At 60.5% G+C, this 24,086-nt stretch carries 20 protein-coding genes and 3 pseudogenes; 3 read left to right on the top strand and 20 right to left on the bottom strand.

Going from position 1 to position 24,086, the window contains the following annotated elements:
• Positions 1-6: 6 nt before the first annotated feature.
• Both VGD45_RS33325 and nhaA read right to left on the bottom strand, forming a co-directional pair.
• Entirely contained in the window at positions 7-600 is a 594-nt protein-coding gene (locus VGD45_RS33325; RefSeq protein ID WP_331159734.1) for a hypothetical protein, read from the bottom strand.
• A gap of 109 nt (positions 601-709) precedes the next feature.
• Positions 710-2,038: a Na+/H+ antiporter NhaA gene (nhaA, locus tag VGD45_RS33320; RefSeq protein ID WP_331159733.1), complete on the bottom strand. Its 1,329-nt coding sequence runs from the start codon at positions 2,036-2,038 to the stop codon at positions 710-712.
• A 77-nt stretch (positions 2,039-2,115) separates the two neighbouring features.
• On the opposite strand from nhaA, the gene VGD45_RS34480 reads away from it, so the two are divergent.
• A complete protein-coding gene (locus VGD45_RS34480) occupies positions 2,116-2,814 on the top strand; it encodes an OmpA family protein (protein WP_414717624.1) in 699 nt (232 codons plus the stop codon).
• On the opposite strand, the gene VGD45_RS33315 is transcribed toward VGD45_RS34480, so the two are convergent.
• Positions 2,804-3,535 carry a Crp/Fnr family transcriptional regulator gene (locus tag VGD45_RS33315; RefSeq protein WP_331159732.1) on the bottom strand — a complete coding sequence of 244 codons (732 nt, stop codon included), beginning with the start codon at positions 3,533-3,535 and terminating at the stop codon, positions 2,804-2,806. The genes VGD45_RS34480 and VGD45_RS33315 overlap by 11 nt on opposite strands.
• A 499-nt stretch (positions 3,536-4,034) precedes the next feature.
• Between VGD45_RS33315 and VGD45_RS33310 the strand changes: the two genes are divergently transcribed.
• Complete coding sequence (locus VGD45_RS33310) at positions 4,035-5,468, top strand: sensor histidine kinase (RefSeq protein ID WP_331159731.1); 1,434 nt, start codon at positions 4,035-4,037, stop codon at positions 5,466-5,468.
• 790 nt (positions 5,469-6,258) lie between these two features.
• Here the strand turns inward: VGD45_RS33310 and VGD45_RS33305 are convergent.
• Positions 6,259-6,777 (bottom strand): PAS domain-containing protein, encoded by a 519-nt coding sequence (locus VGD45_RS33305; protein ID WP_331159730.1) that lies wholly within the window; start codon positions 6,775-6,777, stop codon positions 6,259-6,261.
• Between the two features lie 128 nt (positions 6,778-6,905).
• On the opposite strand from VGD45_RS33305, the pseudogene VGD45_RS34250 reads away from it, so the two are divergent.
• Positions 6,906-7,113, top strand: a pseudogene (locus VGD45_RS34250) (sulfatase-like hydrolase/transferase); the annotation flags it as partial.
• A 338-nt stretch (positions 7,114-7,451) separates the two neighbouring features.
• On the opposite strand, the pseudogene arsB reads toward VGD45_RS34250, so the two are convergent.
• The 16 genes and pseudogenes from arsB to VGD45_RS33225 all read right to left on the bottom strand — a co-directional run bounded on the left by arsB (position 7,452) and on the right by VGD45_RS33225 (position 24,004).
• Positions 7,452-8,557: pseudogene (arsB, locus tag VGD45_RS33300) on the bottom strand (ACR3 family arsenite efflux transporter).
• Positions 8,558-8,627: 70 nt separating this feature from the next.
• Positions 8,628-9,131: an arsenate reductase ArsC gene (locus VGD45_RS33295; protein ID WP_331159728.1), complete on the bottom strand. Its 504-nt coding sequence runs from the start codon at positions 9,129-9,131 to the stop codon at positions 8,628-8,630.
• On the bottom strand, positions 9,128-9,556 hold the full coding sequence (gene arsN2 / locus VGD45_RS33290; protein ID WP_331159727.1) for an arsenic resistance N-acetyltransferase ArsN2: 429 nt from the start codon (positions 9,554-9,556) through the stop codon (positions 9,128-9,130). Before arsN2 ends, VGD45_RS33295 begins: the two co-directional genes overlap by 4 nt.
• A 22-nt stretch (positions 9,557-9,578) precedes the next feature.
• Positions 9,579-9,923 (bottom strand): metalloregulator ArsR/SmtB family transcription factor, encoded by a 345-nt coding sequence (locus VGD45_RS33285; protein WP_331159726.1) that lies wholly within the window; start codon positions 9,921-9,923, stop codon positions 9,579-9,581.
• 139 nt (positions 9,924-10,062) lie between these two features.
• Positions 10,063-10,509: a cytochrome c gene (locus VGD45_RS33280; protein WP_331159725.1), complete on the bottom strand. Its 447-nt coding sequence runs from the start codon at positions 10,507-10,509 to the stop codon at positions 10,063-10,065.
• 103 nt (positions 10,510-10,612) lie between these two features.
• Positions 10,613-11,842: a sulfite dehydrogenase gene (gene soxC / locus VGD45_RS33275; RefSeq protein ID WP_331159724.1), complete on the bottom strand. Its 1,230-nt coding sequence runs from the start codon at positions 11,840-11,842 to the stop codon at positions 10,613-10,615.
• A complete protein-coding gene (arsH, locus tag VGD45_RS33270; RefSeq protein WP_349263413.1) occupies positions 11,839-12,588 on the bottom strand; it encodes an arsenical resistance protein ArsH in 750 nt (249 codons plus the stop codon). Before arsH ends, soxC begins: the two co-directional genes overlap by 4 nt.
• 240 nt (positions 12,589-12,828) lie before the next feature.
• The gene (locus VGD45_RS33265) at positions 12,829-13,095 is read right to left on the bottom strand and encodes a metalloregulator ArsR/SmtB family transcription factor (protein ID WP_331159722.1); all 267 of its coding nucleotides are present in this window, start codon (positions 13,093-13,095) and stop codon (positions 12,829-12,831) included.
• A 126-nt stretch (positions 13,096-13,221) separates the two neighbouring features.
• Complete coding sequence (locus VGD45_RS33260; protein WP_331159721.1) at positions 13,222-13,683, bottom strand: GNAT family N-acetyltransferase; 462 nt, start codon at positions 13,681-13,683, stop codon at positions 13,222-13,224.
• Positions 13,684-14,375: 692 nt separating this feature from the next.
• Positions 14,376-15,507 (bottom strand): annotated as a pseudogene (locus VGD45_RS33255) (aminotransferase class I/II-fold pyridoxal phosphate-dependent enzyme).
• A 126-nt stretch (positions 15,508-15,633) separates the two neighbouring features.
• Complete coding sequence (locus tag VGD45_RS33250; protein WP_331159719.1) at positions 15,634-16,926, bottom strand: amino acid permease; 1,293 nt, start codon at positions 16,924-16,926, stop codon at positions 15,634-15,636.
• Positions 16,923-17,300 (bottom strand): thiamine pyrophosphate-dependent enzyme, encoded by a 378-nt coding sequence (locus tag VGD45_RS33245; protein ID WP_331159718.1) that lies wholly within the window; start codon positions 17,298-17,300, stop codon positions 16,923-16,925. The genes VGD45_RS33250 and VGD45_RS33245 overlap by 4 nt, the downstream gene beginning before the upstream one ends.
• Positions 17,194-18,480: an acetolactate synthase large subunit gene (locus VGD45_RS33240; protein WP_331159717.1), complete on the bottom strand. Its 1,287-nt coding sequence runs from the start codon at positions 18,478-18,480 to the stop codon at positions 17,194-17,196. The genes VGD45_RS33245 and VGD45_RS33240 overlap by 107 nt, the downstream gene beginning before the upstream one ends.
• Entirely contained in the window at positions 18,477-20,045 is a 1,569-nt protein-coding gene (locus VGD45_RS33235) for a serine hydrolase (protein ID WP_331159716.1), read from the bottom strand. Before VGD45_RS33235 ends, VGD45_RS33240 begins: the two co-directional genes overlap by 4 nt.
• 101 nt (positions 20,046-20,146) lie before the next feature.
• Positions 20,147-21,421: an amidohydrolase family protein gene (locus VGD45_RS33230; RefSeq protein ID WP_331159715.1), complete on the bottom strand. Its 1,275-nt coding sequence runs from the start codon at positions 21,419-21,421 to the stop codon at positions 20,147-20,149.
• A 72-nt stretch (positions 21,422-21,493) separates the two neighbouring features.
• Positions 21,494-24,004: a TonB-dependent receptor gene (locus VGD45_RS33225; protein ID WP_331159714.1), complete on the bottom strand. Its 2,511-nt coding sequence runs from the start codon at positions 24,002-24,004 to the stop codon at positions 21,494-21,496.
• Positions 24,005-24,086 lie beyond the last annotated feature (82 nt).

Below are 24,086 nucleotides of genomic sequence, written 5' to 3'. Positions count from 1 at the left end.
CGGTATTCACGCTGGAGCGCTCGCCACGTACCTGAACCCCTGCACTCGTCCGTCTCGAAGCACTACCGGTTGAATGTCGAAAAAGCCCAAGAACGCGCTTCCGTCCCGCCGGCGCCGCCACGCTCGTCGCGTGATGCGGCCATCGATAACCGCTGCACGCAAATCACGATACGGCTGTCGCTTTCCAATGTCCTCGGAGACATAGAACTGTGACAAATGACGGTCCACGACTTCCTCGGAGGTGTAATCGCGCCCGTCCGGGCTGCCGTACCAGCAGACCACGACTCCCGTCTCGTCCAGCATGGCCAAAGAACTCGACTGCCCATCCGCGCTCATCTGCGTGTGCAGTCGTGCCCCGCGCTTCGACAACGCTCGTCGCCGCCACAAGCGAATCTTCTCGGAGCGGGTGTCAACGGGCTCGTCTTGGTCCCACTTCGATATCGATAACGATGACCAACCTGACGGCGAGTCGCTGGCGCCTTCGAGCTTCGGATCGGAGCCCTGCCTCGCGCCCGCCGTGATCAGATCGGGATTGCTGTCGGTAGAGCTCGCGACAACGTTCTGCCGGTCGTCGCTTGGCATTGCCTGCCTGAATTTCATGTGCCCCTCCATATGAGAACCTGTCGGTACTGTGCGCTGACGGGCATCTGTCAATCAGTGCGCTAGCGAACATTGCGCTCTCGACGGCGCGATCGCAGTACATGCCTGCTCAGCATCTCGAATTTCTGCGCGACACCCACGCCAACAGCGCAAGACCGAGTGCGCCCGAGACGATCGATGCCGCGAAAATCCCCGCCTTGGCGCTATCGATCAGATGTTGGTCGAACGCGCGACCGGCGATGAAGAGCGCCATCGTGAATCCGATGCCGCCAAGCACGCTGCCGCCCGCCAGTAGTCCCCAGCTCAGTCCGGGCGGACGTGCTGCGATTCCCGTGCGAACGGCCAGCCAGCAAAACGTCAGTATTCCTGCTGGCTTGCCAACGACGAACGCGAAAAAGATGGTTGTCGTGAGCGACCTCTCCAGATCGGTGAAAGCGATCGGCAAGCCGGCGTTCGCGAGTGCAAACACCGGCATGACGACGAAGCTCACCCAGGGATGCAGAGCAATCTCGATGCGTTCGACTGGAGGCAGCGTTTCGCGGGCGGCGGTGGCCGCCAGCCGCAGCGTCTCCCGATCCTTGGTATCGCCGCTATCCGCCGCGGTATCCGGATGCGCGACCACCTCATCGAGTATCGCGTACAGCCGTTCATCACTCACCCATCGGCGAGCCGGTGTCAGCAGCCCGAGAATGACTCCCGCAATCGTGGCATGAATGCCCGAGGCATCGATGGCGAGCCAGACGAGCACGCCCATCACAAAATACGCCGGCATGCTGCGCACTCCTACCCACGCCAGGGCAGCTATGCCTGCGATACATACGACGGCGAATGCGACTGGCAACCAGGCGATCTGGTCGCTGTAACCAACGGCCACGACGAGTATTGCTCCAATGTCGTCGACAATCGCCAGCGAGAGCATGAACACGCCCAAGACCGGGGGGACGCGTCGGCCCAGCAGCGCAAGACAGCCGATGACGAACGCGGTATCGGTCGCCATCACAGTGCCCCACCCCGCGCCGCCGGCCTGGCCGGCTTGCAGCAGCAGATACAGCGTGGCAGGCATGATCATGCCGCCCAGCGCACCGGCGATCGACAAGGCCGCTATGCGCGCATTGCTCAACTCGCCCAGCACCAGCTCGCGCTTGAGCTCGACCGCAACCAGGAAGAAGAACCCCGTCATCAGGGCATCGTTGATCCACTCTCGTAGCGAGCGTACGAACTCGATCGGGCCAAGGCGCAGCCCGACCGGCGACTCCCAAAATCCAGCGAAGGTGTGCGCCCAGGGAGAGTTGGAAAGCACGAACGCAATGAGCGCGGCAACCAACAAAACAACGCCGCCGAGCGTCTCGATGCGCAGGAACCTGCCGAACGGATGGGTCAGCCGATCCACAGGCTCTGGCGGCAACCTGGCCAGGTCCGAGAGCCGGCTTTCGTTCATGCTTACTGGGCACGCGCCGAAGCGCGGTGCGGGGTGTAACCGTAGCGGGGGGCTGTTGCGAATCCGGACCATCTTGGATGCAGATGGAACCGGATGCAATCCTGTGTCTGCGCAGTGGCGAATACTGCAGAGCCGGCAGCGCTCGGTTAGGTACCGCACCGACGGCAGCGAGATTCCAGCGCACAGTTGCGCTTTCGAACAAGAGTCCCTCGCCCGATCGCCGTTTGCCTGTTGTCGCCCTCGCTGTGGCAGGCGCGGTATTGCTCGCGGTATGTGGGCCAGTCAGCGCCGCAGACTCCCAGACCGAAGCCAACACGAATGCCATTGGATTGAGCATCCCGGGTCATCGTCGGCTCGATGCCTTGGCCGAGTTTCTCGAGCAGCATCCGGCACGCAACGTAGCGATCGATGGTTATGCGGGTGCGGGCAGGTATCGATACGATCAAGCCTTGTCCACTCGCCGCGCCGATGCTGTCAGGACGTATCTGATGAGACGAGGCATCGCTCCAACTCGACTGACCGCGAGCGGCAACGCCGACTCTACAATTGGAACCCGCTGGGTTACACCGGGCCGGCGCTACGCCGGCTGGCGCCAGAACCCATGGATCAATGCCATGTGCAACGCTCGGAGCGAAACCGAAAGCAGTTCCGCCGCGGACCGTAAGCCCGCCGACCAGCCCGGGCCGGACGATCGGCAGCAAAGAGCTGCGGTGAGGACTTGGGAAAATGAAGGCGCCAGTCTCGGCGCTAATACGAATCGCACGCTCAGTTACTGAGCTTGTGCGCCGTCCGCCGAGTTGCTGCCTGGTCGGCGCGACGAGGCCTCGGCGAGGACAATGAGCCCAAAGCACGCTCATACATTTCGTTTGCTCCTCGATAACATGCGCACGACGCCAGTTCGAGCGCAGCCCCGTCCAGGATAGTGATGGCACCACGTCGGTAATCGATCAAACCTTCTTCTCGCAACGCGTTCGCGGCATTCGTGACCCCGACCCGCCGCACGCCGAGCATGTGTGCCAGGAATTCCTGGGTGACATGAAACTGATTGCCGCGCACCTGATCACGGTTCATGAGCAGCCGCCGTGCCAGACGCGCTCGCACTTGGTGATAGTGCGAACAAGCCGTCGTCTGGGCCAATTGTCCCATCAGCACGTACATGTAACAGTTCAGCAGCCGGCGCAGAGCGAAGCTCTTACGCAAATGCCGCTGAAACACGGCCGCGCCGAGCCGCCACGCCGTACCAGACCGCTGAACTATCGCATGCTGCGCGGATGTGTCGACGCCCAGGATGAGCGACGAACCCAGCATGCCCTCGTGACCGATGCTGCCGACCTCCAGACGCGATCCGTCGCGCAGCGTGGTTACCAAGGAGATGATGCCATCGGTCGGGAAATACACGTGCCTTATCCGCTCGCACGACCCGCAGATAACATCTGCGGAACACAGCTCGACCCGCTCGAAGTCCGCAGTCAAGCGCTGCCGCTCCAGCCGGCCCAATGTCGCCAGCAGACGGTTCTCGCCCGCACTTTGTTTGAAAGAAACCAATGGCCCTCGTAGAACGGCTGGAGGATGTTGCAGCGTCACGTCAAAGATACGCGCACCGCCGTCATCGCGATGTACGCTAGCGCACACCCGAACGAATATTCCAAGCCTGGCCGGCAGTACCAACATCGCACATCCACGCTATGTGCGTCAGCGCACCGAGATTCCCGGCGCGGCAGCGCAGTCTCACCGGCAACACATGAACTGCCGATCCGGCAGCCCTCGCCAAAACAGAGATAACTGCAATGCGCCCCGCCTCGGCTGTTCTCGGAAATGTTTACTCGCACTTGATTGTTGCAACACGCGTGCATCGAAAGAGTACGGCGTTGGCCATTGGCGTGAGCCTCCTCGACTTCCCCATCGCGAGCAATGACAGCGCTGCAGGCCGACAATCGAACCGTCGAGTCGAACTGATCTTCACCGACAGCACCGCGCATGTCGCGACGGGATCCGGATGACCGCCCTGCTGGCTGGACGGGACGCTGCCGCATACCCAATGGACTGTTCGCACGCCGGAGCACTATCCATGATCAACCCGACCACCGCGGAACGACGCAATCGTTATCCCGACTGCTACGTTCCGGCACACGCATTACCGCCACGGACGTCTCCTCCGAATCTGCACGCCGAGTCAGCGGCAATCTGCAAGTTATCCGAGTCCCTTGCCGAAAACCCAGGTGCAACCGTGCGACAGGTGCTCGACATTGCGCAGGATCTTTGCGGCGCCGGCAGCGCAGGGCTGAGCCTCCTGCATCTGGATCAAACCGGTGCAGCAACTGTGCGCTGGGAAGCCGTTCGGGGAGCACTGTCCGCGCACGAGGCTACCGACACGCCTCGCGAAGGTAGTCCTTGCGGCCTCTGTTTAGATACTGGGATCGCCATTCTTATCTCACGGCCCCAGCGCGTGTTCGACCAGTTGGCCGATAAACTACCGTCGATCGCCGAGATCCTGACCATTCCACTGTACGACGGCGGGCGCAAGCCGCTGGGCACGCTCTGGGTTGCGCATCACGACAGCCAGGCGCTCTTCAACAGGGACGACGTGCGTATCGCGGAACAACTGTCGGCACAGCTGACGCTGGCGTTGCGGCTGCAGGAACAAGCTCGCGACCACGCCCGCGCACACCAACGGGCGCAGCAGAATCTGCTGACCCACGATCGGCACGAAGAGCGCGCGCTGTTCGAACAGACGGAGATCGCAAATCGGCAAGCACTCCGGTTCAAAGACGCGTTGATCGACGAAGCGCACCACCGCACCAAGAACACGCTGCAGATAGCCTCGAATTTGTTGGCCATGCAGGCGCGAGCAAGCTCATTGGCGCAGGTGCGCGATGCTTTGCTGGATAACGCTGCCCGCCTGCATCTCCTTTCAAGGGTTCACGAACTGCTGTACGCGAACGCCAACAGCACTCAGAGCATATTCATGCCGCAATTATTGCAGTCGCTGGGGAGCGCGCTAGGACAATCCTCTGGCCGCACGCACCCGCACGTGACGTTGCAGATCGAATGCGATCAGATAAAACTGCCCGCCCAGGACGCGGTAGCTTTGGTGCTGCTCGCAAATGAGGCTGTAACCAACGCATACAAGCATGCATTTGCGAATGAATCCGCGGGCCTGATCGTTGTGGCGCTCCAGCGCACGCGCGAGAACGCGTTATTACTTCGCATCGAAGACACCGGTCATGGCTTAGCCTCGCCCAACGGCGCCGAAGGCACGGGGTTGAAGCTGATCCGAACTTTCGCAGCTCAATTGCGCGGAACGCTCGAGGTGGGAGGTAGAGACATTGGCATGGGCACGCGGGTCACCCTTACCATCGCCGCACCCGGCTCCACGCGTACTGACGATCACTCGTCGCGGCTGAGCTTGAACTGCCTGACGAATCGATAATCGACCGCCGTGCCGAGACCGAGCTCCGTTGCTCGCGATTGCAGCGCCAGCCCTGATCGTAGCTGGAGTCCACGGCATAACCGTTCTGCGGCACTCGTACGGGCGTGCATCGCTGATTGTCATTGAGGAATCCGCGATTGGAGCGCCAAGACGTCCCCCGCGCATCTAAATATGCGTTCGCCGGGACGACCACCGCGATACAACGTCCCTCCGTCTCTCGATAGCCGCGCGCACACTCCCACCCGCTGCCATAGACTCTCGGACGGGCATGCTCCGGAATTGAGGAAAGAGAGCTTTGCGCCTGGGCGCTGGCTGTAATTTCAACGAGTAATAATGCCGTACATCCAGCAACGAGCCGACTAATCGCCCAAAAGCGCAAGAGTTTCTCCAAGATATGAACCGGCCCCCAGTGTGCGCGCTTCGGTCACCTTTAGATAGGTAAATATATTTGTCCGCGGGCTGTTTCGAACCAATACACATCGCAGCGCATTGACAGATTGAGACTTCGCAGAGCGCCCCACATCGTGGGGACGCGAAGCAAATGAGCTGCAGACATGCCGTCAGACGATTCCGATCACCGCATCGACCAGCTACTGGAATTGGCGGGGCTGGACCTCCAAAACAGTTCCTCGATCCTTGCGCGGAGAGTTCTGGAGAGCATCAACTCCCGGCCACCAATGCAAACGGATACTGAATTCGCTAAATTATTGCAGCAGATCTCCGAGCGTCCGCCTCACGTGTGATACTGACTACGTCCATCGATATGCGGGTAGTTCACCCAGTCCTTTCTTCATCGAAGGCTGTGTTCAACCTGGTCTGGAGCGCTCGCTACATAGCTGAACCCCTGCACGCGCCCGTCCCGAAGCACGACCGGTTCGATGTCGATAGTGCCCCAGAATGCGCTGCCGTCGGGCCTGCGGCGCCACGCCTGTCGAGTGATTCGGCCTTCGATGACGGCGGCACGCAAGTCACGATCTGGCTGTCGTCTGGAAACCTCCTCCGAGGAATAGAACAACGACAGATGACGGTCGATGACTTCCTGGGAGTCGTAATCGCGTCCATCTGGACTGCCGTACCAGCTGACCACTGTGCCCGCTTCATCCAGCATGGCCAACGACGCTAACGAATTTGATTGCGCATTCGCGACCATCGTCATGTGCAGCCGCGCACCGCGCTTCAACAGCGCCCGTCGCCGCCAGCATCGAATCTTGTCGGAGCGGCGGTCAGCCGCCGTGGGTTGATCCGACTTCGACGGTAACGCAACACCCCACTCTGGTTCGTCGCTTGGCACCGCTGGCTCGTGTTTCATACGCTTCTCCATGTGACACCTGCCGGTACTGTGACTTAACGGCGCTCGCCTCTCGGTGCGCCAGCGAACATTGCGAACCGAATGCGCTGCTCGACGGGGGAACGGCTCGGCACCAAACTCCCCCACCACTGACGCGAGCTCGGCGACAGCATCGCGGCATGCCCACACCGAATCTCGATCGCCTAGCCGCCGAGGGCATGCAGTTCACGTCGTTCTATGCTCAGCCGGGTTGCACGCCGGGCCGTGCCGCCGTGCTCAGGACGCATCCCGAATCGCCGCGGGATGACGACGGTAGCCTTTCAAGGTCAGGGCGGAGGCTTGCCGGCGGCGGAGTGGATCACTTCTCCGGAACTATCTGCGTCCACTGAAGACTTATGCCGACCATGCTGATTGGGTTTGCGAGGTACAGCCGCGATGCCAGCTTCCACGTCCTTCACCGAAACCGCTCATTCGTGATGATGATGGCAGTCGGATCCGTGGCAGGCGCATTTGTCGGTGGTCTCGTGCTCGGCTTCGCGCCAAGCGTCCTATTACTACCAGTGCTTGCAGCGGTCTTGCTCGTTTCAGCACTGAAGGTTTGGAAACATGAGTAGCACGGATTGCCGACAGTTGCCCCGGCCCTATTTGTGTGCCGAAGCGGCAATGAACGCAACTTACCTCTAGAGCAGATGTGCTTATTCGGGACTCGGCCCAACCGATGCCGAGGATGCCAACCTGCGTCCGGGCGTTTGCCGGGCGCCCCGATAGAACCGCCGCTGAAAATAGAGCGCGAGGTGGACGAGCCCAATCAGCGCGGGCACTTCAACCAAGGGACCGATCACTGCAGCAAAGGCCACTTTCGAGCCAATGCCGAACACGGCGATTGCGACGGCGATGGCGAGTTCGAAGTTGTTCCCCGCCGCCGTGAACGCCACCGTGGCACTGCGTTCATAGTCGGCGCCAAGACGGTAAGCCATGAAGAAGCTGAGCAGAAACATCAGCGCGAAATAGAGCATCAGCGGCACAGCTATTCTGAGCACGTCCAGCGGGATCTGGACAATGGTGTCGCCCTTCAGAGCAAACATCACGACGATGGTGAACAACAGTGCAACCAACGTGATCGGAGAAACACGCGGCAGGAAGATGCTCGTGTACCAGTTCTCCCCTTTCAGCGCGACCAGGATGCGGCGGCTCAGGAATCCCGCCGCAAAAGGAATGCCCAGATAGATCAGGACACTCTTGAAGATGTCTCCCATGCTGACATCGACCGCCGTGCTGTGCAGGCCAAGCCAGTCCGGCAGCACGGTCATGAACACCCAAGCATATAGGCTGAATGTCAGGATCTGAAACACGCTGTTCAGCGCGACGAGTGCCGCGCCGTACTCGCTGCTTCCTTTCGCAAGCTGGTTCCACACAAGCACCATCGCGATGCACCGTGCGATGCCAACGAGAATCAAGCCGGCCATGTACTCTGGGAAGTCGTGCAGGAAAAGCACTGCCAGCACGAACATCAGGGCAGGACCGATAATCCAGTTTTGCAGAAGAGAAAGGCGCAGGATCTTCGTGTCGGCGAACACCCGGCCGAGCAACTCGTAACGAACCTTCGCCAACGGCGGAACATCATGAGGATGAGGCCGATTGCGATGGGCACGTTGGTGGTTCCAACATCGAACCGCTGAATGAGCGCGGGCGCACTCTCGAACCAATGACCGATCGCGACGCCGACTGCCATCGCGACGAATATCCAGAGCGTCAGATAGCGATCCAGAAACGAGAGCTTGCGGGTGAGTGCTTCAGCCATACGATTCACCAGGGGGATTTACCCACGGCGCAGTGCGGGCAGGAGAGATGAAACGTGGACGGATATGGACTCAATCCGCGGTCGTTCGGCCGATCTTCTCCACATCTTCCTTGATGCGGACGCGATCGAGTGACGCAAGCGGCAAGCTGCAGAAGATCTTGATGCGACTTTCGAGCTCGCGAAAGACCATGTTGAACACCGCAAGCTTTTCCTCATCGGTGCCTTCGGCCGCCGCCGGATCCTGCACTCCCCAATGCGCGGTTATCGGTCGGCCGGGCCACACGGGACACACTTCCCCCGCGGCCTGATCACAAACCGTGAACACGAAGTCAAGCGCCGGGGCACCTGGGCGCGCGAATTCATCCCAGCTCTTACTCCGTAGCCCTGCCGTTGGTAGCCCAACCTGCTCCAGGAATCGAAGCGTCAGCGGGTTGACTTCGCCCTTCGGGAAGCTGCCCGCGCTGTACCCCACAAATTTTCCAGCGCCCCAGCGATTGATGAGTACTTCGGCAAGAATGCTCCTGGCGGAGTTGCCCGTGCACAGGAAGAGCACGTGGTACGGAGGCTGCGTCATGGCTTCACCATCAAGCTTGCAGTGGACGGACACAGCGCACTGAACTGTGTCGTGGATTGGATCGCCGCGGGTGTCTCCGGCCGAGAAGCGAACCGATAGCCGCGTTGGCGGAAAAACGCATCGGCAGTGGTGGTCAGCAGGTAGATCGACTCGACACCCGCTCGATGGGCTAGGACCTCAGCCGCTTCGGTCATCTGAATACCCAATCCTCGGCCGCGCAGCTGAGGATCAACCACGAGCGACCGGAGCAGCGCTACGCGCCCGTAGATTTCCAATCCCACGGCCGCGAGCACACGCTCCTCGCTGCGAGCCACCAAAAACCATTCGAGCGCGGACTCTTCGAGGTCGCGGGCGGGCAATCCCTCGATCTCCAATAATGAGCGGATTGCAGGCAGGTCGGATGGTCGGGCCGGATCGATACGCATATTAGGATTCACCTTTTCGCGCTCACGCGCGGCGCCGACGAGATGCTGGAACAGGGACGCAGGCGCTGTCGCACTCAACATCCGACAAGCTACAGCACTTCTCGGTGAGGAAATCGATCAATCCCCTCATGCGGTCAAAATTGGCGCTGTAATAGAGAAAGCGGCCTTCCCGACGGGAGCCGATCAGGTCGGCCGCTTGCAGCTCGCTCAGATGAAACGAGAGCGTTGACGCAGGAATGCTGAGCTTCTCGATCAAATCGCCAGGGGAATAGCCATCGGGCCCGCGCTTGACCAGGAGTCGAAACACCGCAAGGCGCGACTCCTGCGCCAAAGCACTGAGTGCCAGGACCGCGTCATCGGATTTCATAATTCCAATTTTATGGAATTATTCTGGACGAGACCAGCCTGCCGAGGGTCATAGAGCTTTAACCAAATGGTCATCCTCGCGACGTAGCATGCCGGCAATGCTGCGTACTCTCGCCAGGCACGTTGCTGTCGCAAGATGTTTAGCGCGCTAAGTCGGGACGCGGATCAGGCACGAATCCCTCTTCGTTCGGCATGCTGACTTTTAGGAGAGCGTGGCGATCCAACACCGTTCCTGGCGCGACAATTTGATTCTTCTCCAGGATCCAGGCCGTGACGGCATAGACTTCATTCGTGGTGAGCACACCAGGCGTGTTGTACGGCATCGCGCGGCGGATGTAATCAAACACGGTGGTTGCCGTCGGCCAGTAGCTGCCCACTGTGAGCACAGGCTGATTGGATGACAGCGTGCCTCGACCACCGACCAGAGCAACGAAATCTCCTCGTCCTTCACCCTGATCCCCGTGGCAGGCCGCGCAATGCGTTGCATAAACCTTTGCGCCCTCGCGCCCTGAGCCCTTACCGTCGGGCAGCCCTTCGCCATTCGGCAGCACCGAAATGTCGATTGCGGCGATCTGATCGTTGGTCAACGGTTTACCCAAGTTGTATGGAACTGCGCCGTCGCTCGACGAATGTAGTGCTGGATCAGCAGCGGCCACTGTTGCCACAAGCAAGAACAAACCCGAGCGCATACTAAACATGGGTCACCATTCCCTCGCGAGTAAGCCTCCAAGGCTTCATTCCGTTGTAGTGATTGAAGCCATCTGGCCCTTCCTTCGTGCCGCGCGCGGCCACGATCGCTTCACGGGTAGGCTGGATATAGCCCGTCTCGTCTCTGGACCGAGAGACCAATACCGCCTCTTGTCCATCCCATCTCCAAGGCAAGCGGAACCGCGTGAAGGCCTTGCTCAGCACTGGAGCTTGTAGCTCCGCCTGGCCCCACGTGCGCCCGCCATCAGTCGAAACATCGACTTGCTCTATGCGCCCGCGGCCAGACCACGCCAAGCCGGATATCTCTATCCAACCTCGCCCCTCGAGCTGCTGACCTCCGGACGGCGAGGTAATCACCGAGTTCGACTCCATCTCGAAGCTGAAGGATCGAGCCTTGCCATCGGGCATCAGATCCGTGTAGCTCGCGGCTTCGTCGCGCGTCATCATGGGTTGATCGATAACGTGCAGCCGATGCAGCCATTTGACACTGACGTTGCCTTCCCATCCCGGCACCAACAGCCGCAATGGATAGCCCTGCTCCGGTCGAAGCGCTTCGCCGTTTTGACCGTAGGCGACCAGAACATCATCCAACGCTTTCGCCAGCGGAATGCTTCGAGCGTGTCGAGACGCATCCGCGCCCTCGGCGAGGATCCATCGAGCGCTGGGCTTGAGTCCCACTTCCGCCAGCAATCTGCTCAATCGAACCCCGGTCCATTCGCTGCAGCTGACGAGACCATGACTTTGCTGGACCGTCGCACCTGGATTGCCTCGATGCTCTCGTCCCGCATTACCGCCGCACTCGATGAAATGAATGCGAGACACCGATGGGAGCCGTTTCAACAAGCTCATCGTAAATCGTTGCGGGCGCTCCACGAGGCCATGAATGGCAAGCTCGTGCGTCGCCGGGTCGATGGTCGGGACACCGGAATGGTGCCTTTCAAAATGCAGGGCTGACGGCGTAATGATTCCAAACTGATCCTGGAGGGGCGAACGACTCGCCCCGGTCATCGGCGTGGACGATGCAGACGGGAACAGCCGGGCGGCGCGCTCGAACTGCGACCGCTCGCCGTACTCTCGCCTGGCAGCGCCCAGCGTGCGCATCTCTTCTGCGGTGACAGTTGCAGGGATCGCCGCGATTGCGAGTGAACCAACTCCGACAAAGGAGCGTCTTGTAAGCTGCTTGGCGTGGATATTGTTCGGTCTGCCTTTCATCGCCCGACTCCTGTGACTGCATGATTTAGCTGCACGCGCTTTGCCAATTCCGCAGCACTCTCCTTCCGCTCGCTATACCGGTCGACGAGATAGTTGGACACGCCTCTCGTCAACAAGGTGAACTTCATCAGCTCCTCGGTAACGTCCACAACTCGTTCGTACAGAGCAGACGGCTTCATGCGGCCGAACTCATCGAACTCTTGAAATGCCTTCGGCACCGACGATTGGTTTGGAATTGTGATCATGCGCATCCATCGGCCAAGCACGCGCATTTGATTAACCGCATTGAACGACTGAGATCCACCCGAGACCTGCATGACAGCGAGCGTCTTACCCTGCGTTGGTCGCACTGCTCCAGTGTTCAGCGGGATCCAATCGATCTGGGCTTTCATGATCCCGGACATCGCTCCGTGCCTCTCTGGAGAGCTCCACACCATGCCCTCGCACCAGCCTGCGAGTTGCCGAAGCTCCTGAACCTTTGGATGAGTGTCCGGAGCGTCGTCAGGCAGTGGGAGGCCCGAAGGATTGAAGAAGCGCACCTCTGCTCCAAAAGCCCCGAGCAGCCGGCCCGCCTCCTCCGCAAGAAAGCGGCTGAACGAACGCTGGCGCGTGGATCCGTAGAGCACCAGGATCCGCGGAGCGTGCTGCACTTCTCGTGGCTGCAACTGTGCAAGACCTGGCATTCTGAAGTGCTCCTGCACGATGTTTGGAAGCTTCGTAGCCACGCCAGTACAGCAACTGGCCATCGCTACGGGAGCGGCTTCGCTTGCTGAACACCTGCACCCCTGGCTTCCCGAAGCTTTCGCCTCCTCATCCTTGACACAACATGCTCCGCCATTGTTCTTGGCGGGACCGCCGCAACATTGAGTCGCTGCCGCGGATAACGAGCTGCCATCGCTGACCGGCACAGGTACATCAGAGCCATCGGGTTGCATCACCGTTACTCCATCGTATTTCGTCGAATTACGAATACTCGCCTCAGAAATTCAGAGTGCCGCGATCATCTCTTTCAACTCCTCGAGACGCTCCGCGTTGACGCAGTAGCAAGTGCGCGTGTTGTCGTCAGACCCAAGAATCAAGCCGGCCTCCTTCAACACGGTCACGTGCTGAGAGATTGTCGAAGGCGCCAGAGGCAATATGTCAGTCAGCTTGCCGAAGTAGCAGGTGCCATAGTCGGCTAGATAGTTGAGCAACTTCACGCGCGCGGGATGCGCCAACGCCTTGCATAAGACTGCAAGCGATTCCTCGTCCAAGGCCCGGCGGGAGGACGATCGCTTCGGAGCTCTGCATTGTGCGGAGTTGGAACTCAAGTGGTCGTCATTCGTAATTCGACGAATAAAGAATAGCCCAGGCTCTCCCTGCCCGTCAACGCAGGCAGATCACGCCAGCTTTAGCGACATGAACACGCTGTTGCCGTTCTCACGGTATCCCCCAAACGGCCCGCAGATGGCAAACCCAGCGCTGCGGTATAAACTCTGAGCAGGCAAGAATGCCCGATGACACCCCGTTTCGAGATAAAGCGCTTGATATGCCCGGGTGCGTGCCTCGTCGATGATGTGGTTCAACAGCGCCTTACCGGCACCAGTCCTCCGCCTCGCGCTCGGCGTGCGCATGGACTTGATCTCTCCTTCCGTCGATGACAGCTCCTTGAGCGCGGCACAACCCAGGAGCACACCGTCCTGCCAGGCTGTCCAGAACGTGACGTCCGGCGCGTTGAGTTTCGAAGCGTCGAAAGCGAACACTTTTTCCGGCGGTGACAGCTCGTACATGCTTCGCAAATGCTCCTCGAGCAACGCGAGAACTTGAGGCCGCGAAATATCGTCTTGCTCGATCTGAATCATGCAACACCTCGTTGCGCGATCACCAATCACAATCGCCAATCCAATTGTGGCCGTTTGCGCATTCGGTCCGCGTAATCTGCCCACATCACTTCTGCAGTTAGTCAGTTCTCAAAGTTGTATTAGTGACTTGTACCATTCGATGATTCACCGCGCTCGCTAGCTGAGGTACGTGCCGCCCCCTTCCGGCCCTCGCACTTCGATGACTCGCGACTGTCGGGGTCAGCAGCGCGCACTCGAGGTTTCCGGATTCCCATTGTCCCTTGTTGCAGGCGGCTTCGGAAAGAGTAAAGGCAGGCCGGCGAAGTTAAGTTCAGTGGCAATCGCCTCGGCGTCTGATGCCGCACCATTATTTTTATCCACAAGAGAGTGCAGGTACTTGGCCTGAGCCTGTAATCCACGCATGCCCAGGGGGACCCGAGCCTCATGACGCAAGTTCGAGTGTCGATAGCGGTTGGGGCTCGCGCCGAGCATGCAATTGGGCGTGACCCCAGCATGTAAGCCATACTGCCCCGACCAGTTCACTTTATAAAACAATAACTTAACCCGAATTGAACCTGTCGCGCGTGCGATCCACGCCCGGTTCGTTGGTGATCTCATCGCCGAAATCCAGATCGAACACGAGTAGCCCATTGCCTGGGTCGATCGTGGCCGCCGTGCGCCTGACCGTTACGCTCGCGGCACCAGGCAGGCACTCATGATTTGACGTCGTTGAGCCAAGCCGTCAACCGCCGCAACGCCTCCAGAACTTCCACGGTGGAGATCGCGAAACTCACGCGTATGAAGTGGCGACCATCGACCGGATCGAAGTCGATGCCCGGCGCGGTTGCCACGCCGCTCGCGAGCAACATCTCTTTGCAGAACCGAACTGTCGTCGGTGAAACGCCGCACGTCGGCGTATATATAGAACGCCCCATCAGGCGGCGCGATCGCATCCAGTCCAAGCGCCGGCAGCGCGTTCAACAGCAATTCGCGGTTGCGTGCGTACACACGGACGTGACCCTTCAGTTCCTGCATGCAGTCGAGCGCCGCGAGCGCTGCATGCTGACTCAAGGACGGAGCGGTCAGAAACAGGTTTCCGTAATAAGCGCGCGCCCGCGCCAGGTTCGCGAGCGGCACCAACAACCAGCCAAGCCGCCAACCCACCATGCTGAAGTATTTTGAGAAGCTATTGACGATCAATGCATCCGCCTCGAACTCGAGCATCGAGCGCGCCGGGCCCACATAGCTCAAGCCGTGATAAATCTCGTCGGAAATGATTCTGATGCAGCGCTCGTTGCAAACCCGAGCGATGGCTTGCAACTCCTCGGCCACGATGATGGTGCCGGTGGGGTTCGCGGGGCTCGCGATGATGACAGCGTCCGGCGGCGGATCGAGCGCCGCCAGACTGGCCGCCGTCAGTTGGTATCTCACCTCGGGGCCGCACGGAATCTCGACAGGAATCATATGGAGCGCCCGAAGGGTATTTCGATAAGCGACATAGCCCGGGCGAGCCAGAGCCACGCGGGCACCGGCGGCAAACTGAGAGATCAGCGCCAGCACGAGCGCCGGAGACGCGCCGCACGTCAGAATGAATTGTTCGGGATCGACCGTGACGCCATAGGTCTCGAGATAGTGGCGGGCCAAGCGGGCCTTGAGCGCGGAACTCTCCCAATAGCCCATGCCATCTCGATCCAGAACGACATGGGCGGCAGCAATGGCCGCTTGCGGCGCGCCGGTCGACGGCTGTCCGAACTCCATGTGAATAATCGATCGTCCTTCGCTTTGCAGTCGTTGCGCGAGACGACTGATGCCGATCGAACGAAACGGCTCGACCTCAAGCGCCATTGGACCTGACATTCGGGCCTCTCAGATAGATCGCGACGCCGACCAATACATATATAAGAAGTACGACCAGCGGCTCCGGACTGCCCTGGCGCGCCTGATGGATGAGATCGAGCGCCACTGGGACAATCATGGTCCAGCACAACAGGATAGCTGCGACCGGCACGTAGCCGATCCAGATCCGCCCAATCCTCCGAACGGCACGCTGAACGGACGCGGCAGATCCGGACGCAACGTGCGCAACCACATCACCGCGAGACAAACGATGGAAAACGCCAACGCCGTTCCCAAGCTGACCAAGTCACCGAGCACTGAGATCGGCAACAGCGCTGCGGCGATCATGGATATCGCACCGAGCATCAGTGTGCCGAGATGCGGAGTTCGGAACCGAGGGTGCAACTTGCAAAACATCGGCGGCAACAGGCCGTCGCGCGCCATCGTGAACGCCACCCGCGACTGGCCATACGTCACGACGAGTAACACGGAGGCAAGTCCCATGAGCGCACCGATCTTGATCAGCGTCGCGAAATGCGGTGACCCCATGCGATCGGCAGCTACGGCGACCGGATCGGCAACGCCCAGCTCTCGATATGGAACGATGCCAGTCAACACTGCGGAGAAGACCACGTAGATGAGAGTGCAGGCCGCGAGCGCGCCAAGAATGCCGATCGGGATGTCCCGCTGCGGATTGCGGGCTTCTGAAGCTGCAGTTGCCACGGTTTCGAAACCAAGAAACGCAAAAAACAGCATTGAAGCCGCCCGAAACACACCCTGCCATCCATACGCGAAGCCGCCCTGGTGCGGCGGAACGAAAGGTGTCCAATGCTCAGGATCAATCGCCGACGCCCCCACGATAATGAACGCCAGCAGCACAATCAGCTTCACCGCGACGATGACATTGTTGGCTACCGCGGATTCACGGACGCCGCGAATCAGTACCAAAATCGCCATGGCGACGACGAACACCGCGATCAAATTCACGCGGATCGACGGCACGGTCGCGCCGAATTCCGAGAGCAGACTGGCGAAGTAGCCGCTAAAACCGACCGCGAGAATCGCACTCGCCAGCCCGTACTCGAGCAATAACAACCAACCCAATAACCACGCCGCCCCTTCTCCCAACGTCGCGTAACAATATGTGTAGGACGATCCCGCGACCGGCATCGTCGACGCCAGCTCGGCGTAGCACAAAGCGGTCAGCGCGCACGCGCCGCCCGCAAGCACGAATGAAATCGTGACGGCGGGTCCCGCGAAACTCGCCGCCGCCGCGCCGGTCATGACATAGACACCCGCACCGATGATGCAGCCAATGCCCATGAGCAGCAGATTGGTCGGGCCAAGCGTTCTGTTAAGCCCGTGCGATGTGGACTCTCGCTGCAGAGCTTCCACGGACTTGCGCGCGAGCCAGCGTTGTATGCTCATGCGCTGTTCCAAACCGCTTCGATGAACTGCGGCCCCGGCGACGCGATAGCTTTGGCGAGCGCGCCGTCGAAGTCCTCCGAAGTAGTACAGCGCACAGCCGAAACGCCGAACCCCTTGGCGAGCGATACCCAATCCATCCGAGGATTGTCGAGCGCCACGAGCTTCGCCGCTGCAGGCCCTGGCACACCTGCCCGTGTCCGCATCAACTCGATATCCAGAATGCGATACGCGTGATTGGCAAACACCACGGTCACAATGTCGAGTTGCTCACGCGCCATGGTCCAGAGACTCTGTAACGTGAACGCTCCGGCACCATCGCCATTGAGGCTGATGACTTTGCGGCCGGGCGCTGCCACGGCCGCACCGATTGCCATGGGCATGCCCGCGCCAATGGCCGCCGCCGGTCAACATCAACCAATCATGCGGTTGCGCCGGAATCGTTGCCTCGAAAACCGACAATCCCGCTGTGACCGCGTCATCGCAAACAATGGATCCTGCCGGCATCCAGCGAGTTAGCGAAACTCCTGCCGTTGCCGGTGTGAGTGCTCCGGAACAAGCACCCGGCATCGCATACGATGCGGTAGCTGAGGCCGACTTGGCACCCACAGCATGCGCAAGCGACTCAAGCGCCGTAGTCACGTCCTCATGTAGTGCCGCGAGGGTCTGCACCTCACAGTACGCAGGCACCAGCGTGCTTGGCTTGTCGGGATAAGCGAAGAACGCTACCGGACTTCGCGCCCCCGCCAACAGCATCAAATCGGTGTCATGCAGCTTCACCAGCGCCATCTCGGCGAAGTACGGCAGCCGCTCGGCCGCGAATCGCCCTGCTCCACGCGGCAGTCGACTCACAAACGTGTCCATCATGATGCGAACGCCCGACGCATGCAGACGAGCGGCCGCCATCAAGCCTCGTTCCGTGCATCCCGAGCCGCCCAGTAACACCACAGGTTTGCGCGCCGAGCGCAACGCTCGGGCCGCCGCCTCGATGTGTTCCTGAGACGTGTGCAAGGTCGGCGCGCGTGCCACCACTTCATCGCTCATATGCTGCTTGGTCGTTTCGTTCCAGCAGCAATCGGCAGGCAGGACCAATGTCGATATCGCACCCGGCGGCGCGAGACTCGCTGCCACAGCTTCGCGCGCCAGGCGAGAGGCAGCGTCGGGCGTCGCCGCCGATCTGATCCATGACGAATACGGCCGAGCCAGACTCACGATGTCCGACTGCAACGGCGCATCGAGCTTTTGATGCGAAATCGCGTGATCGCCGACAATATTCACCATCGGCGTGTGCGCACGGCGAGCGTTGTGAAGATTGGCGCCTCCGTTGGCCAATCCCGGGCCCAGATGCAGCAGTGTCGTCGCCGGCTTTCCGGCGATGCGCCCGTAGCCATCGGCCGCGCCCGTGGCAACGCCTTCAAACAAGCAAAGCACCGGTCGAATGCGCGGTTCGCGGTCGAACGCCGCGACCATCTGCATTTCGCTGGTGCCGGGATTGGTGAAGCAGGCGTCGACGCCCGCGTCGGCCAGTGCTTTGAGCGTGGCCTCGGCGCCATTCATTGTTTCAGCCCCGAGCACGACTCGACCTTGCGAAAGTCCAGGTCCTGGAAATCGAAACTAAAGTCCGTCGCTGGCGAGACCGCCTGCATGCTCATGCGCTCGATGTCGCGGCCAAAGCCCTGACCGAAGCGCACGTACGCGTCCGCATCGAGGCTGCGGTCGTTCCATCGAACGATGAAAACATTGCCCCGGAACGGATGCAGCACTCCTTCCAGTCGATCCGTTCGGCCGAATTTCAGAATGAGGTTGTCGCCTTCACGCCTGACTGTAGCCGCGCCACGCCAGGCATCGATGTAACAACCGGCATATGCTTCAAGAGATAGCGCCGGCGGACTCGCGCTTGCGCTCACTTTGCGTGCTTCGTCCTCGATAGCTTTCGCGTGCGCGGCCCGGCGTGCATCGAATGCAACGCCGATTGCTACCCAATCGCGTGTTGGCGCTTGCAGATAGGCGTCGAGGATCTGATTGCCCACGACTTCCATGGCGATGTCGCTTTGCTGATTGGTGAATACCATCACGCCTAGCTGCAGCTCCGGCACCAGAGTGATCCAGGTTACGGAGCCCGGCACGCCGCCGGTGTGCGAGACAATCTTTCGACCGAACGAGTCGCGCACCTCCCAGCCCAACGCATAGCCGGCAAAATGGGTTCGCGTAAGTGCCGCCAGCTCCGGTTGAATCGGCTTGATAGTGTTCATAGACCACATCTCGGCGCCGCGTTCGGCGCTGAATATGCTTCGACCGTTGGTTGCCTTGCCTTGCGCGAGCTGCGCCTGCAGCCACCTCGCCATGCCATCGATGCTGCAATTGATAGCGCCGGCCGCTGCGCTCAACTGCAGTTTCTCGACGGGGATGGTTTTGAGATGGCCGTCGACGTGGGCGTGTGGCGATGCCATATCGCTTCTGTCGATGACACGCTCGTAGGTCGGCGCGCATGGCGACATACCCAAGGGCGCCAGGAGCCGATTTGCGATGAAGTCCTCCCAAGACTCGCCGCTGATGGCCGCAACCACTTCGCCGGCAACCACGTACAGAACATTGTCGTAGTCGTATTCGGTCCGGAACGATGTCGCTGGCTTCAGGTGACGCAACCCTTCAATCAGCTCCTCGCGTGTGAAGTCCGTCTCCGGGAAGAACATCAGATCGCCCGCACCCGTACCGAGACCACTGCGGTGGCTGAGCAGATCTCGAATAGTGAACTCTCGGGTGACGTAGGCGTCGTACAGACGAAACTGCGGCAAGTAGTCGATGACACGATCGTCCCACCGAAACTTGCCCGCATCGACCAGCATTGCCAGCGCCGCTACTGTGAATGCCTTCGTGTTCGAGCCGATCTGAAACAGTGTGCGCGGGCCCACCGACTCGGGCTTGCCCAACTCACGCACCCCGTAACCTTTGGCGAACACCAACTTGCCGTCCTTGACGATGCCAACCGCCACGCCCGGCACCTCGAATGCCTCCATCGTGCGCGCGACTGTTCGATCAATCGAGGCCGGGCTGATAGGTAGCGACGCGCCGGGCGAAGCCGCCGGAAGCAGCGACGCAATGCTGGCCGCGGCAACGAGCATACAGCAGCGACGTGCCGAGAGATGGCTATGGCCGTGACCGGAACGCTGCCTTCGAAGGGCTCTTGCGGAAAACGGAAATCGCAGCGGACGATGCGGCCACATTACCAAGCATCCTTGAATACTTGCCCTTCCTTCATCACGAACGAGATCTCGCCGGCGTCGCCGAGCGCGTCGATCTTCGTAAAGGGATCGCGCTTCATCGCGATGATGTCCGCGAACTTGCCGGGCGCGATCACGCCCAGGCTGTCGCCGCGACCTAATGCACTGGCTGCGTTCACTGTCGCCGCGCGCAGCACCTGCTCCGGCGGCATACCGGCCTGTGCGAGCAAGCCAAACTCCAGATGGCTCTGCTCGACGCCAAAGATGCCGATGTCCGTGCCGAAGATGATGGGCACGCCCGCGCGATACGCCTTGCCGACCCCCTCCAATCCTTCCTGGAAGCGATAGTCGATCATCTTTGCCGCGAGCAACGTCGGCGTGTACGAAGTGCCGTGCTTCTTCATCAAGGCAATCGCCGCATCGTCGACCGGACCGTGTTCGATCGTGTCCGCGCCAGCCGCGATGACCGTATGCAGATAAGCCGGCGTCCCGCTGACATGCGCCGCCACTTTGCGATCCAACTGATGCGCGGTATCTATGATGGCCTGCACTTCAGCCTGGGACTCGACCATCTGAACCTGCGGATCTTCGACAGGCAAACCAGACTGCCGCAGCTTGATCACATCGGCACCCCGACGCACTTCTTGACGGACGACTTTGATGCACTCGGTGACGCCCGTGCAGTTACCGCGATTGGACACGTATTGCTCGAGATCCTTGCGAACGCCCCAGCGCGATGCATCCAGGTCGCCGCCATCGACAGAGATCTGCGGCTCCGAAACGAACATGCGCGGGCCCACGACGATGCCCTTGTTGATGGCATCTCGAAGCGCATACGTTGTGCTCGACTGATCGGCGAGCGAGCGGATCGTCGTGAACCCGCTCATCAACAGCGTCCTCACTCTGGGCAACATGCTCAGCAGCGTCTCCGCCGGCGGACGCAGGTAGGCCATTGCAATTTGCGGCTCTGTCGGTGCCGCCAGGTCGAGCACGCCGGTCAGATGAGTGTGCATATCGATGAGGCCCGGCATGACCCACTTGTCCTTCAAGTCGATGATATTGTCGCCGCCAACGAAGCCTTCCTTGACCGCAACGACTCTACCGTCCTCGACGATCACCGAGCGATTCGTCAGCGGCGGCTTGCCCGGCTCGGCAATCAGATGGCCCGCGTGAATGACAGTAGTCGCCGGTGTGTTCTGGGCCCACGCCGCGGCAGTTACCCCCGTCGCGACGGCACCGAGCAGGACAGCAAGCAAGAGTCTTCTGAAATGGCGCATTGATTTTCCTCGAACGAATCCCGACCGGCGCGTTTGCACCGGTCGGTTGAATTGCGCGGATGGGAGATCGGACTAGAGCCGGTAATCGAGCGTCACACCGATCGTGCGAGGCCGGATCAAGTATTGTTGAAGCGGATCGTCCAGAGCAGTCGTGACGCCGTCACTGTTGGTCAAGTTGTTGACGAAAGCAGTGATGCTGAACTGGTTGAACCTCAACGCGACGCGCGCATCAACCACGCTGAAATCGCCCTGCTCCGCGCCGGCACCGAATATGCCGGGGGCTTCCGAGAGATAGCGATGGGAAAGCACGAAGGACGGCGCCAGCGGCAGTTCCGACATCTCATAACTGAGCGTGCTAGACACCTGCCATTCCGAGGCGCCGGGCAGCGTGGAACCCGCGGGCACGATCTGCTGACCGCCGCCGGGATTGAAATCTTCCACCAGCTCGGCATTCAGATAGGTGAGATTGGTCGTGAACACCAAATCCCGCGCAATCATGATCGTCGCCGTGCCCTCCAAGCCGTAGCTCTCCGCCTTGCCGGCATTGCTCGCATAGTTCAGCCGCAGTGGGGTCTGCTGGCGCAGCTGGATATCCCGCCAATCGATGAAGAACACGGTGCCATCCAGGCGCACGCGCTGCCCGAACAGATCCGAGCGCACGCCCAACTCGTAATTGAACAGTGAATCTGAATCGAACTCCGGCGGGACCGTAAACCCCGGCTCGGATACGATGATGTTCGGTCCGCCGTAGCGAAAACCTTTGCTCGCGAGGACGTACGCCATGAAGTCATCGCTCGGCGTCCACGTGATTGAAGCCTTCGGCGTGAACCCGCGTTCCTTCTGCGTACCGGATTGCGAAGTCTGCAGTTCGCCGGTGGTCAGCAGCGTGAAGAACCCGCTGGACTCTGTCGCATTCTCGACCTTCGTATCGAACCCGCGACCGCCAAGCGTCACCTTCCACGCATCGTTGAAGTGATAGGTCGCCTCACCGAACAGTGCATTCTCCTCGCCATGCACCGGGATGCGGGCGTTCAGAAAGATATCGCCGGGCGCCGAGATCTCACCGATGCCCGGGCCGAGCAACGGAGCGAATAGCTCTTCGATGACCGCCGCGGTTCCCGGGCCACCCGCCAGGTTGCGGATGTCCATGTGCGTATCGTCGCGCATTGCGCCGATGAGATACTCGAAGGATCTCCCGGTCGGCGACGCCAGCCGGATTTCAAACGTCTTACCGCGACTGGTCGAGGGCGCGCTGATGGTTATCGGCGACACGCCCGGCAGCAGCGACTCGAGATCCGCCGTGGCGTCCTCTGTGCTCTCCGCCCGCTTCTCATGGTGAGCCGCGGAAACCGTCAACGTACCGAAGTCGAATTCCTGATCGACACGCAAGTTATGGATGGTGGTTTCATACTCGCTGCGTTCCGGCACCACCGTGCTCTTTTGCAGATTCCCCACGGTCTCGGGCTCTTGATAGCCCACATCGTCGTTCTCCAAGGTCTGATTCAGAAATAAATAGTTGACCTTGGTTCGATCAGTCGGCGCCCAAAGCGCTTGCACCCGCCCGCCGCGAACCAGCACGCGATCCACATCGTCGCGTGCCGTGCCGACATTGTCGAGGAAGCCGGCATCGTCGCGATAGACATAGACGCCGCGCACCGCCAGCTTGTCGGTCACAATCGGCGCATTGATCATGACTTTGCCGGACTGACTGTCGCCGCCGTCAGTGACACCTGCATAGCTGCCTTGCACGCGCGCGTCCCATTTAGAGGCATCCGGCTTGGCCGTCTGGTAGTTGATCGCGCCACCCAGCGATGCGGATCCGAACAACGTGCCCTGCGGCCCCCGCAGTACCGAAACGTTGTTGACATCGAAGGCGTCGATGTCGGGAATGGCGATGGAGAAGAACGGATCGGTGAGCGGGACGTCGTCGAGGAAGTAGCCGGTCGTTCCCTGTCCCTGGTCGATGCGCGTGGTCGTGGAGATACCACGGATGGTGACGGTGGAATTTCCGGGCGCGCTGCCATTGAAGATGACACCGGGCGTGCGGGAGATGTAGTCCGCCATGCTCTGTGCGCCCACTTTCTCCAACTCATTGCCCGTCAGAGCGCTGACGGAGCCCGAGATTCTTCGTACCGCCTCGGGACGCTTGGTCGCGGTGACAATCACTTCCTCCAGCGCCAGCGTCGATTCGGTCGACGATGAAACATTGCTTGCCTGCGACAGACGCAGGCCTTCAGAGGCTTCCAGCGCGCTCGTCGATTGCGTCGACTCCGCCTCAGTTGCCAAGAAAACGGTGACCGTTCGCTCATCGAGGTACCGATATTCGAGCTCCGTTCCCTGCAGCAGCGCTCGCAGTGCTTCGTCACTGGTCACATCGCCGACCACACCCCGCGTGTGCAGCTTCGCCACTTCCTCGGAAACATAGATGATCTGCAACTTGTGATCTTTGGCGAAGGCCCGCAGCGCCGGACCGAGTCCCTGCGCAGGAATGAAGGTTCGTTTCTTGATCGCGGCCTGCACGTCCGCCGCCGTCGACAGGCCGACCGAAAGTGATATCGCCGCCGCCAGCACGCTCAAACGCATGAGAACTCCCCTGCCCCTGAAGAGGCTTGTAGTACCCAGCGTCAGTTGACGTGGGCTCATGCGTTAGAAGAGTGCGGGAGCG

It is taken from the genome of Steroidobacter sp. (assembly GCF_036402275.1).
Classification (GTDB): domain Bacteria; phylum Pseudomonadota; class Gammaproteobacteria; order Steroidobacterales; family Steroidobacteraceae; genus Steroidobacter.
Note: the sequence above shows the minus strand (reverse complement) of the source record. Positions and strands in the feature narration are given on the sequence as shown.